The sequence below is a fragment of the Endozoicomonas sp. PH6C genome (assembly GCF_059322965.1).
In genome coordinates, this window is the sequence record NZ_CP185342.1 from 5,408,871 (window position 1) to 5,420,937 (window position 12,067).

9 protein-coding genes are annotated in these 12,067 nt (G+C 47.1%); 4 read left to right on the forward strand and 5 right to left on the reverse strand.

Annotated elements, in window-relative coordinates; all coding sequences use genetic code 11:
- Positions 1 to 250 precede the first annotated feature (250 nt).
- The gene (locus tag ACOMG9_RS19890) at positions 251 to 1,375 is read left to right on the forward strand and encodes a linear amide C-N hydrolase (protein ID WP_448218173.1); all 1,125 of its coding nucleotides are present in this window, start codon (positions 251 to 253) and stop codon (positions 1,373 to 1,375) included.
- 79 nt (positions 1,376 to 1,454) lie between these two features.
- Here the strand turns inward: ACOMG9_RS19890 and ACOMG9_RS19895 are convergent, their stop codons facing one another.
- Positions 1,455 to 2,129, reverse strand: coding sequence for a class I SAM-dependent methyltransferase (locus ACOMG9_RS19895; protein WP_448218174.1), 675 nt, complete (start codon positions 2,127 to 2,129; stop codon positions 1,455 to 1,457).
- Positions 2,130 to 2,346: 217 nt separating this feature from the next.
- On the opposite strand from ACOMG9_RS19895, the gene ACOMG9_RS19900 reads away from it, so the two are divergent.
- From ACOMG9_RS19900 to ACOMG9_RS19910, 3 genes are all read left to right on the forward strand, one after another.
- Positions 2,347 to 3,105: an SDR family oxidoreductase gene (locus ACOMG9_RS19900; RefSeq protein ID WP_448218663.1), complete on the forward strand. Its 759-nt coding sequence runs from the start codon at positions 2,347 to 2,349 to the stop codon at positions 3,103 to 3,105.
- An 870-nt stretch (positions 3,106 to 3,975) separates the two neighbouring features.
- A complete protein-coding gene (locus ACOMG9_RS19905; RefSeq protein WP_448218175.1) occupies positions 3,976 to 5,997 on the forward strand; it encodes a protein-disulfide reductase DsbD family protein in 2,022 nt (673 codons plus the stop codon).
- 258 nt (positions 5,998 to 6,255) lie between these two features.
- Positions 6,256 to 6,975, forward strand: a complete 720-nt coding sequence (locus ACOMG9_RS19910; RefSeq protein ID WP_448218176.1) for a DsbA family protein — start codon at positions 6,256 to 6,258, stop codon at positions 6,973 to 6,975.
- A 106-nt stretch (positions 6,976 to 7,081) separates the two neighbouring features.
- On the opposite strand, the gene ACOMG9_RS19915 is transcribed toward ACOMG9_RS19910, so the two are convergent.
- From ACOMG9_RS19915 to ACOMG9_RS19930, 4 genes are all read right to left on the reverse strand, one after another.
- Entirely contained in the window at positions 7,082 to 7,507 is a 426-nt protein-coding gene (locus ACOMG9_RS19915; RefSeq protein WP_422135190.1) for an H-NS family histone-like protein, read from the reverse strand.
- Between the two features lie 270 nt (positions 7,508 to 7,777).
- Positions 7,778 to 9,490: an AMP-binding protein gene (locus tag ACOMG9_RS19920; RefSeq protein ID WP_448218177.1), complete on the reverse strand. Its 1,713-nt coding sequence runs from the start codon at positions 9,488 to 9,490 to the stop codon at positions 7,778 to 7,780.
- A 783-nt stretch (positions 9,491 to 10,273) separates the two neighbouring features.
- Positions 10,274 to 11,377 (reverse strand): RNA-guided endonuclease InsQ/TnpB family protein, encoded by a 1,104-nt coding sequence (locus ACOMG9_RS19925; RefSeq protein ID WP_494529281.1) that lies wholly within the window; start codon positions 11,375 to 11,377, stop codon positions 10,274 to 10,276.
- Between the two features lie 22 nt (positions 11,378 to 11,399).
- A complete protein-coding gene (locus ACOMG9_RS19930; RefSeq protein WP_448218179.1) occupies positions 11,400 to 11,975 on the reverse strand; it encodes an IS607 family transposase in 576 nt (191 codons plus the stop codon).
- Positions 11,976 to 12,067 lie beyond the last annotated feature (92 nt).

Here is a 12,067-nt window from a genome sequence, read left to right on the forward strand (position 1 = left end):
CAGCCATACGGAATCGAATATTTCTGGCTTATTGGGCAGGTGCTCTGCAAGGCGCAACGACGGGAACATAGCAAGCTATGTGACCAGAGTTGCAACGCATCACGACTGCATGGATGCAGGAGCTAGAGCAACGCAGGAGCAGTTGCCGCGAGTGCCTGAACAATGAGTCAGAAAATATGATTTCGTATGGTTGAGTACTTAAGACGCTATACTTCCATCGCGCCTTACTCGCCACAAAGAGCGCTTTTTTATGAACACTACTTCATTAAAAGTATCGGTCATCGCAGCCTTTCTTCTCAGCGCCATGGCTCTTGCCGCCGTTGTTCAGATCCCAATCGCTCTGGCCTGTACGGGCATTACACTGGTTTCAGAGGACGATGCGGTCATCCAGGCTCGCACTGAAGAGTGGGGATCCTTTGATCTGGAATCAAAAATTATGGTGATACCACGAGACACCGCCTTCACGGGTCTCACGCCTGATGGCAAACCGGGCTTAAAGTGGAAAGCCAAATACGGTGTTGTCGGCATTAATGGCCTGAATAAACCAGCGCTTATTGATGGAATGAACGAAAAAGGGTTAGCCGTTTCAGTGCTTTACTTGCCAGGCACTGCCGAGTTTCCACCCTATGACCCGGCCAAAGCAGCAAACACAATTGGCCCTCAAGACATCAGCAACTGGGTACTTTCTACCCAGTCGACAATAAAAGATATAAAGCAAAATCTTCCAAAAATAGATGTTGCCCCCGTAAAGGAAAAAGGCTTAGGCAATATCGTGCCTCCGATCCATTTCATGATGACAGATCGCTCAGGAGCGTCAATTGTGGTGGAGTACACCCATGGCGGCCAGCTGAATATTTATGACAACCCCGTCGGCGTGTTAACTAACAATCCTGAGTTTCCCTGGCATCTGCAAAACCTGAAAAATTACGTCGGCCTTACCGCTAAAGCCAAACCAGACATTAAAATAGGCGATCTGGAGTTAGCGCCACACGGCGCTGGTTCGGGCATGATTGGCCTGCCTGGCGATTACTCACCCGTCTCTCGATTTGTTCGCGCAGCAGCACTTCGAAACACTGCACGCCCCGTCGAAAATGGCTATGCCGCCGCAATGGAATCACTGCGCATCCTGAACAACTTTGATATTCCTTCTGGTGCAGTACTCGCCAGAGATGAACTCCCCAAAGACGACACAATGGGCTCCACTCAGTGGACGACGGCCATGGATACCAAAGACCTGAAATACTATTACAAAACCATGTTTAACAGCCGTATTCGAGAGATTGATTTCGCATCGGTAGACTTTGATAAACCCGGGATTCGTTATCGCGATTTAGATCTGAAAAAACAGCAGGATTTGAAGGTCGTCGATATTTAATAGTCCCCGTGACATGGGAATGATCAACCCCCGTCTGGCCAGTGAGTATTTTCATTGGGCTATAAGTCTGTTTCTGCACTTACTGACTACTGGCTACAAAACGAGCGACACAACCGGTCGCCTGAATGTCCACATCAGTGAATCTTGAGCGCAATTCCTGCTCCAACCCATCCAGATAATCATTCTGATTGCTGAAGATCCCTTTTCGGTTGTAAACGCCCATTAGAGCTTTTGCCACCAGAGTATGAGGTACATTAAGAATGGTGGCGCCAAACAGTTTTCCCCCTTCATTCAGCAAGGGCTTAACGTGATCGAACACGACAGCTTTGCTATGGATGCTGCCTGGCAGGCAGTGCAGTAAATAGTTCATGCTGATAGAGTTGAAGGCATTGACTGGCAAGGAGGTAAATGGTTTGAAAACGTTATGCACCAGGGTGATGGGTTGATAACGGTTTAATCGCTGCCCGGCATACTCAAGTGTGTTTACGTTCAGGTCTACCAATGTCAACGATGGATGATCGGTTGGGAACTGGCAGCGATCAGGGAAATAACCGGTGCCAACACCTATATCCAGATGCTGGTCGCTGACGTGCTGATTAAACCAGTCCAGGATTACGGGTGTCGGACACTGCCAGATAAAACGGTTGGAAATGCCCAGCACGGCAATATCATAGATATTGAGAACCCGCTTTGAATAAACGGCCTGACCCCTGTGAACTTGTTCTTCCGTTATCTTACCGCCTGGTAAAGCCATAGTAGAGTACTCCACAGTATCTGACTTACTATAGAAAAGATCAGAGTTCGCAACAGTAATGCCCAACAATCTGACTCTGTCCGCATTCGAAAGCATATTTTCATGCACAGGAAGTCAGTCAGCAGCCTCACTGAGACTAAAAAAATAATAGCTCTGAGAATCTGACATAATAAGGAAAGAGAAAAGACCCACTCTGACCAGGAGTCCCCCCTTGAGCTTGAAAACTGTGTTTATCACCGGAGCCACTTCCGGTTTTGGTGAAGCCTGTGCCCGTCGTTTTGCCAGTGAACAAGGCTGGCAGCTGGTAATTACCGGCAGAAGAAAGGAACGTCTGGAAGCACTGGCCAGAGAACTCTCGGCATCCTGTCCTGTTCACTGCCTTGTTTTTGATATAAGAGATGAAGATGCCATTCAGGATGCGCTGAGCAGCCTCCCGGAAGCTTTTTCAGACATTCATACTCTGATCAACAATGCCGGTCTGGCTCTGGGCACTAAACCAGCTGACCAGTGTAATACACGACAGTGGATAAGCATGATCGACACCAACATTAAAGGGCTGGTTCTGATCACTCATGCGCTTTTACCGGCCCTGAAGAAAAACAACAGTGGCAGTATTATTAACCTGGGATCAGTTGCCGGTAATTATCCTTACCCTGGTGGCAATGTTTATGGCGGCACCAAAGCATTTGTAAAACAGTTTTCCCTGAATCTTCGTTCTGACCTTCTGGGGAGTGGCATCAGAGTGACCAATATCGAACCCGGAATGGCTGAAACTGAATTTTCACTCGTGCGTTTCGAGGGTGATCAATCAAAAGCCGATGCAGTGTATAAAGGTATGAAGCCTCTTTCAGCAGAAGATATCGCAGAGAGCATCTACTGGGTCGCAAGCAGACCAGCCCATGTCAATATTAACGCCATGGAAATCATGCCCGTTCAGCAGGCTTTTGCAGCTTTTGATGTGGATCGCAATCAATGATATCTCTGTCTGGAGCTTGCTCTCAGCAGGCTCCTGCTTTAAACACACGCTCTCAAAAAACAACTGTTGAAGCAGGTTATACACAAAATTTTGTAGCCTTATAAACAACAATTAACGTATAAATACGGCTTTCAAAAGGCCCAATATATTCAAGAGACTCTCGTCTGATTATTTTTCAACCAATGCATAAACGCCTTGTAATTTCAGGCACCTCATGAGTTATCCACAAGTAATTCAGTGTGTTAATCAGTTATTTTGTTGAAAACACACCTCAACCCTTTCTACCATTGAGTGCCAGCTACACACCGACCCCAGCGAATGGGTGCATTTCTCCAAACAGCCAACCGGACTCAAAAAATTGACCGCAACGGAGTATTTCTGACTACTGGATACATTGATATCCTACTTCGCGGGAATGACGACCTCAGAGCATGGGAACGAGCTGTTGTAGTTTTGCGAAACTCTCAGAGCGTGGGAACGGGTTGAAAATATCAAAGAAAAATCATTTTTCCTGAATCCAGGTACTGAAGTCCAGCGTATCATTCACAGGATCAATAGAGAACGGTCACTGACCGGCCACATTTACCCTGACAATGTTTTTTCAGGCAAAGTTTCGCCAATGTCGAGATAGACTCATACTTTTTTGCACTATGCAGTCTTTGACAATAATCGACTTTTTAAGGTCTGCCTGAATTTATCGGGATATACATGAAGATACGATCACTTAATCTGCATTCTCAGATAAGCTGCACTGCAACAGTTTCAAAAAACAGCAGGCAGAATACCCTGCTAGTGCTATTCAGCTTATGTCTGGTATTCCTTCTTTTATCGCTCAATCGACCTGCACATGCTCTTTCAACTGAATGGTTAGTGAACCCTCAGCAGCCTGAGGCCAGGGTCAGGCTGCACTTTTCTGGTGAAGCAGACCCGACCACCCGTCAACTTTATGCGGCACTGGAAGTCCAATTATCAGGTGACTGGAAGACTTACTGGCGATCACCCGGCGAGGCTGGTATTCCACCTGAAATCGACTGGCGTATAGAACAGCCACAAGGCAGCAGTAATATAGAAACGGTTGAGTGGCTCTGGCCCGCTCCAGAGCGTATAGAAATGCTGGGACTGCATACCCTTGGCTATAAAAATGGTACGGTTTTTCCTCTTCTGATTCAGGTTAAAGATTTGAATCAGCCGGTCTCCATCAATGCCAGACTGAGGTTGTCTTCCTGCACCACGGTATGCGTACTGACAGATTACGAGATTCAACTGGATTTCACCCCCTCTGATCTGAAAGCAGACCCGCAAGCGTCATTCCTGATTGATAAAGCCCTTTCCCGGGTTCCGACGACTATGCCGGACTCAGGGCTGAGCGTAGAATCTGTTGTATGGAACAAGGAAAACAACAAGGTTGTTGCCACTGCCCACTCTGAGACTGGCTGGGAAAAGGCCGTTGACGTCATCATCGATGGTCAGGAAGAGATTACCTTCGGACTGCCGGAATTTACCATTGAGGGCAACCAGCTTCAGGCCGTCATGAATGCATCAAGCTGGCTGGGTGAATACAACCTGTCAGATGAACCTGTCACCGTTACCCTTCTTAATGGCGACAATGGCCTTGAAAAAACCTTGTCCGTCAAGGAAGTCGCTGCCAGTTCACTGCCAGCAGACACCCGTTCAGCAAGCCTGATGGTGTTACTGGGTCTGGCACTTCTGGGCGGCTTTATCCTCAACCTGATGCCCTGCGTTCTGCCCGTCCTCGGTATGAAGCTTTCTTCCGTACTCCATGCTTCAGGCCAGGAAGCCAAAGTCACCCGCAAGCAGTTTCTGAGCTCTGCGGCAGGCATTGTTTTCTCCTTCTGGTTACTGGCGACGTTTCTCTGGATACTCAAGCTGACCGGCAACAGTATTGGTTGGGGCATCCAGTTTCAAAGCCCCTGGTTTATCGGTTTCATGGTGGCGGTCACTGCCCTTTTTGCTACTAACCTGATAGGCCTGTTTGAAATCCATCTGCCCTCATTCCTGTCGACCAGGCTGGCTACAGCAGGTGATAACAGTACAGCAGGCCACTTTGTTCAGGGTATGTTCGCAACGCTTCTGGCAACGCCCTGTTCAGCGCCATTTCTGGGAACCGCCGTCGCCTTTGCCCTGTCCACCAACAGCTTCAACCTGTTTGCCATATTCACGGCTTTGGGCATAGGTCTTGCCCTTCCGTATCTGCTGATTGCAGCCAGACCCTCTCTTTTGAAGTGGATGCCAAAACCCGGTCAGTGGATGATCAACCTTCGTCGTTTACTGGCACTGATGCTGCTGGTGACTTCGTTGTGGCTAACCAGCCTGCTTCAGGCATTCCTGCCAGTCTATCTGCTTCTGATGATTGCCCTGATTCCTACTGTACTGGTCCTGCATCGCCTGTTGATCAGCTTGATGCCTCAAGCTGGAAAAAGACTATTGCTACTGCCCTCACTGTTCCTGTCAATGGCGATAGTGCTCTTCGGAGCCTGGTCGACCGGTTTGTTCACTGCGGAACAATCGACATCAGACAATCTGATCTGGAACCCCCTGAATGAGCAGGAAATTGCCAGCTCGGTGGCTGAAGGCAAAGTCGTCTTTGTCGATGTCACAGCTGACTGGTGTATCACTTGTAAAGCAAACAAGATCAGGGTCATCGACAGGGATCCAACCAACAGTCGCCTGCAAAAAAACTCTATGATAACTATGAAAGGAGACTGGACCCGGCCTTCAGAAGAAATTAATGCCTATCTTCAGAAGAACGGGCGATTTGGTGTACCTTTCAATATCGTCTATGGTCCGGGTGCTCCTGAAGGAATACCACTGCCGGTTATTCTCGACCATGACAGTGTTGCAGCGGCTATTGAGAAGGCATCGTCCAGGTAAACCCGGGAAATCAGCCCGAAAAGCTTCTCATAGAATCATAATGGAATGCTTTTTCGCTGTTTACCGACCAACCTGAGCCCTGAAGTTTCACCAACAGATGGGCTCCATAGCCAGAGAGCCTGGCCTATAAGTCTTTGCCATTGCCATTTAATCATGACAAAGTGGCAGTCAAAGCTATTTCGCCCCTGAAGTGAATCTCACTCCCATGAGCTTCAGCAACAACTCAGGGAAATAAATACTGACTCACAGATGAGCACGATGAAAAAAACTCTTATTCTCGCCACTACCCTATTGATGGGCTCGCTCAACATTCAGGCACAGTCTCTGGATGATCAGCAGAAGCAGGAAGTCAGAGAGCTGGTTCGTAAAACACTGGTAGAAAACCCGGACATCCTGGTTGAAGCTATGAACGAACTGAGAAAGCGAGAAATAGCTGCCCGGCAAAGTGCCGAAACGCAGATGCTGGAAGATCGTCAAAAGCAGCTATTCGAAAACCCTGAGAACCCCATTATGGGTAACCCTAAAGCCAAGGTGACTATTGCCTACTTTGGTGATTACAACTGTGGTTTCTGCAAGCGTCAGGATCCTATCCTGAAGAAAATTGTTGAAGAGAACCCTGATGTAAAAATTGTTGTCAAGGAACTCCCCGTTCTTGGCCCGGAATCTCGTGAAGCTGCGGAAATGGCTCTGGCCACCTTCAAGCTGGACAAGGATAAATACCTGTCTGTTAACCAGCGTCTGATGTCCAGACCCGGCAGACACACCAGCAGCTCCATTAAAGCGGCGTTGAAAGCAGAGGGAGTAGACTCCGACAAACTGAAAGTAGACGAGTCTGTAACTCAGCAGCTTGACGAGAACCTGCGTCTGGCACAGGAGCTTGGTATTCGCGGAACACCTGCACTGGTATTCCCCGATGAAGTGTTGAGAGGCTACACCGAAGAAGGCGTACTGAAAGAAAAAATCAAGCAGCGTCTCTGACCTGCAATTCAACTAATAAAAAACCGGAATCATCCGGTTTTTTATTTGACTTGCTGGCTATTACATTTCTCAGGCCACTTAGTAATAACTTTTGCGCTGATGAGTATTAAAGCTCAGCCACAATACAGTCTTTACGTTCTTTTCCTGTCTTTGACAGATATTCAGTAAACTCCGATGGAATACGACCCATGGTAGCGCCTTCCCAGTTAACTACAGAGCCGTCTTCTTTTTCGTATTGAAATTGATAGCGCTGTCTTGGCTTTCCTTTTCTGGTTTTCTCTACAACAGTAGAAGCCATCAGATCTTCAATGGTCAGACCTTTCTCCTGCATCTGACCAAGAATGCTTTCAACAGCTTCTCTTTTGCGACCTTGTTGTTCCTTCTGCTCATTGTGCTCACGCACTTTTTCTGCATGGATCGCTTCTACACGTCTGATAACGTTTTCTATATCTTCAACATGCATGCCCTGAAACAGTTTACGTAACTGTACTTTTGATTTCAGGATATTCAGGGACTCTTCAAAAATATTCATTATAGAACCAGGGTGGGCAATATTTGGAAAGCGTCAAAAGTACCATTGCACTGACTAACTGTAAACAGTGTCGTACATAAATTATGATGCAAAACTAAATAACGACTAACGAATTAAGAAAAAAATAATCATTTCTTTTTCAATAGCCAATCCTACGAACAGTCTAATTAAATCATACGACTGGCTGTCATCGTTTTTATTACCAGACAGTGGCATAGACTCATTACGAGTCTATGCCATGCTCCATAAAACAGATCGCTGCAATTATAATCAGGCTGTTTCCAGCTTCTTCAGTTCCTGCGCACGGAGATCTTTTCTTAAAACCTTGCCGACAGGGGTCATCGGAAGCTCTACCCTGAACTCCACCTGTCTGGGCACTTTGTAAGCCGTCATATTTTTACGACAGTAATCTTTCAACTCCTGCTCGGTAATACTGTCATCCTGTGGAATAACAAACAGTTTTACTGCCTCTCCTGTTTTTTCATCAGGTACTCCGATCACCGCACAGTTTTGCACTTTTTCATGCCTGGCCACGACATCCTCAATCTCGTTAGGATAGACATTAAAGCCGGATACCAGCACCATATCTTTCAGACGGTCTACGATACGTATATAACCGTCTTCACCAATAATGGCTACATCACCCGTACGGAACCAGCCTTCGTTGTCCAGCACTTCGGCAGTCGCTTCAGGGCGCTGCCAATAACCCGCCATGACCTGAGGACCTTTTGCACAGAGTTCGCCGCGTTCACCGAATGGTAACTCGTTGCCTTCATCATCAATGACTTTCAGAGCAGTACCCGGTAGGGCAATACCCACTGTGCCATCCTGAACAAAGTCACCCGCAGGGTTGGCGGTCAAAATAGGAGAGGTTTCCGACAAACCATAGCCTTCACCAATTCGGCAGCCAGTCAGTTCGAGCCAGCGATCTGCTGTCGCCTGCTGAAGCGCTGTCCCCCCCGAATTGGTCACCCTCAGGTCAGAGAAGTCAATATTCTTGAACTCGGGATGATTCATCAGGCCGACAAACAGAGTATTGAGGCCAATGAATGCATTGATACGCCATGGCTTGATGGTTTTGATAAAGGTATCAATATCCCTGGGGTTAGCAATCAGGATACTGTGCCCTCCCAGAGAGAAGTATGACAACAAGTGAACCGAGAAGGCATAGATGTGATAAAGAGGCAATGGCGCTACCACAGTATCACCTTCAGGATTGCAAACCGGACTACCATCAGCATTCACCTGTTTTCTCAACTCAACTGTCTGGAGAACGTTGCCGACCAGATTGGCATGAGTCAACATCGCACCCTTGGCGACACCGGTAGTCCCCCCGGTGTACTGCAAAGCAGCCAGATCTTCTCTTTGTGCTGGCTTGGGTGGCTTATAGGTTCCCTTGCTACCCAGTGCCAGGGCCTTCCTGAAAGTTATGGCCGTTGGAAGGCTGTAAGACGGCACCATTTTCTTGACGTGCTTAACGGCAAAGTTGATTAAGGAGCGTTTCGGCCAGGGCAACAGATCCGCCAGATCAGTCACAATCAGGTGCTCAACACCGGTCTCCGATAAGACTTCTTCGACCAGATGTCCAACGATATTGACGCAGACCAGTGCTTTCACACCTGCGTCATTGAACTGATGTTTAATCTCTCTGGCAGTATAGAGAGGATTCGTATTAACAATGACCAAACCCGCTTTGATGGCACCAAAGGCCACCACTGGATACTGCAAAATGTTAGGCATTTGCAGAGCAATGCGATCACCGGGCTGCAATCCGGTGTGCTGCTGAAGGTAGGCTGCAAACTGATCGCTCAGGCGATCCACCTCATTAAAGCTGAGCGTTAATCCCAGTCCTGTGAAGGCGGGCTTGTCTCCATGTCTATCGACAGCATCTGCAATCACTTCCCCAAGATTAGAGAAGGCTCCGAGGTCAATATGATCAGAAATACCGGGTGCGCGTTTGCCATCCCAAAAAGCTACTTCCATGGAGAGCTCCTCGTCTTATTGTTGTGAATGTCGTCCGGGCTGCCACCGGTTACATATACATACAGATTGTTCAAACCTTAATCGGGTGCGCATTATACTCGCTTCCCCGTCAGTCTTGAATTATTTTTGTAAGATTTTGTTAATTGGCGGGAAGTTTTCAGCATCAGAAAACTGCTGTTTTTATCGGGTAAAGTTAAGGCAGCAGCAGGCTTCAGAGGTATTGCCGTCCCATGAAAAGTGGACGTAACGTTACACTGTGGTTTCTATTTTCTGCCCGTTAAGCCCGGATATTTGCAGGCAAAGTTAAAAATCTCCGGGCTTTCGGAAGATGCACTGGCCTGTCTGCTACTTTAACACTGACATCTTGTCAGAGATCAATTATGCAATTTGTCTTAATCGTATTCCTGTTGTTATCCCATTTGCCCCTGACCTGCCATGCTAGTCGCCAAGTCTACCAGAGCACCTGGTGGATTGACGAGTTATATTCCCGCGACGAAAATAAGAGCGTATCGGTAAAGTTAAACTCACATATGTATTTTGTCTGTCCCAATATTGCCACCGCAGTAAAGATGCGTACTTCCATCAGACAAACCTCCAGCATGTATGAAAATATATGGTTGACGGATAACGAGACCTACTATGAGAATTGTGAGATACCGAAAATCACCTCAGATGAAACATCTGTCCATCTATGTCGCGATCCCCTTCGCCTGGGCTTTCTGAGTATACTCTTGATTAAATCCGCAACGAGCGCAATACTCGCTGTTATGGCTAAGGTTCAAGCTACCTTGTCAAACACTTAAGAAAGACATTTCTGGCACCGTTGATGTCACGATCAACGGTGAAGCCATCACCCTTAATAATTTTGGAAGAACCTAATTTTTCGTCAATGGTCCCGTTCCATGATTGAGTCTTGGATGTATAGGCTTCGTTGCAATCAACTACATGCTTTCCATACTTTTTTGCGTACCACTTAAGCCGCTTTTTGAATTGGTAGTGATTGAGGTCAAGCATCTGGCGGCAGGTGTTACGGCGAATGGTGCGAACCTTCTTATCTTTGCGTGTGACCATACCTCTTGTCTCAAAGGTTGGCAAAAATACAACGTCGTAGTTCGACACCAGCTCGAACGCCAGCCGGTTATGCAGATCAAGAACAATGTCATCCTTTTTGCATTTCAGCCGGTCAATTTCCCTGTTGAAATGAATAATCCGATCTCTTGCCCACTGGGGCATGTCGGGGAACTTAACGCCCTTCTGCGTGTTCAGGATTTTTTGTTTTTGACTGATCAAGCTGTCCACTTGCTTCATCAGTGGGAACAGCTTTGTTTTTGCAACGTTATTACCCGCTATCAATGCCTCTTTTTCGCTGTAGCAAGTGGCAAAGGTGCGAACTCCGGGGTCAACTCCAACGCATCTAACCTTCCCTTGGATTTCGGGATTTAGCTCAATATGTTGTTGAACCTGAATGAACCAGCGACCTTTGTCGTAGGTTACGACACAAGATTTACCAATCGCTTCTGCTGGCACATCTTCTGTCAGGTGAATCTTGCCAAGAGCCTGTACGCAGGGATTTAATCCCTTTGGCAAACGGTCAATAGAGAATGAGTGCCTGCTACCTTTGCGGCTTTTGAAACTGATTTCTGCAAAGCCCTCTTTAGCTCCCTTGAGCTTCTTGTTGTGCTCGCAGACCGCTTTGAATGTGGTCGCTGCCGCCAGTGTTCCATTATCAGAAACAAGCGAGTTATAAGCCCTGCCACTTTCTTTTTGCTCTTGCTTCACTTGAGCTTTAATGGCAGGTCGCATGTTGATGAATTTTCTGCTGGCATCTTTATAGTCATCGTTGCGGAAACGCTCAACAGCAAGGTTGTACGACCTCCGATAGAGCATCAGGGCATCGTGATAGGCTTGCTCATTCTCTAGGTAAAACCTGATCTTTTTTGACGCTACTCTCTTTGCGTCCTTTGCGTCTTTTAGCAGATCGCTTCCCGTAGTGGCTATTGCAGAATGAGGTAATGAAACCGATAAGCTCCTGGGTGTCGAATGGCTCACAGGCGTTATCCGGGTCATCCAAAACCTCGATGTGTCCTCCCGATAATTCAACAAGCCATTTGATGAGTCCAAACCCTGATCGGGCAAGGCGATCTTTTGTGGCAACCACAATATGGGTTGGATTTCCGCACACTGCTGATTCCAGAATGGTTTGCAGTCCTTTTCTCTTAAAGTTGAAAGCACTGGCAATGTCGCTGATAAATTCTGCATCAGGGTGCTCTTTGAGTAAGATACGCATTTGCGTGTCAATGCTGGATTTTTGCTTTCCAGAACTCACTCTTGTATAGCATATCTTCCTCTGCTGGTTAATGAATATGCGGAAGTGACCACCACTGGTTTGCTTCACTTTTTCGTAGTGACCGCTTTCGATCTTGCGCCTCATAGTTTGGCTGGTTACGGCTTCAATCTTGGCTAGCTTTGTAGTTGAAACCCACAAGATAAATTCACCTTCTAACAATTTATCTTGTGTCTAGCTTATCATTGATGTTGCGATTGTTGTAATTTTATTTGACTGTACAAGCCTTTGAA

Excerpts from the sequence above, each read along its gene's own strand:
- ACOMG9_RS19895 (WP_448218174.1), bottom strand. The coding sequence starts at position 2,129 with ATGGCTTTACCAGGCGGTAAGATAACGGAAGAACAAGTTCACAGGGGT.
- ACOMG9_RS19925 (WP_494529281.1), bottom strand. The coding sequence starts at position 11,377 with ATGCTCTATCGGAGGTCGTACAACCTTGCTGTTGAGCGTTTCCGCAAC.
- ACOMG9_RS19920 (WP_448218177.1), bottom strand. The coding sequence starts at position 9,490 with ATGGAAGTAGCTTTTTGGGATGGCAAACGCGCACCCGGTATTTCTGAT.
- ACOMG9_RS19890 (WP_448218173.1), top strand. The coding sequence starts at position 251 with ATGAACACTACTTCATTAAAAGTATCGGTCATCGCAGCCTTTCTTCTC.
- ACOMG9_RS19915 (WP_422135190.1), bottom strand. The coding sequence starts at position 7,507 with ATGAATATTTTTGAAGAGTCCCTGAATATCCTGAAATCAAAAGTACAG.
- ACOMG9_RS19910 (WP_448218176.1), top strand. The coding sequence starts at position 6,256 with ATGAAAAAAACTCTTATTCTCGCCACTACCCTATTGATGGGCTCGCTC.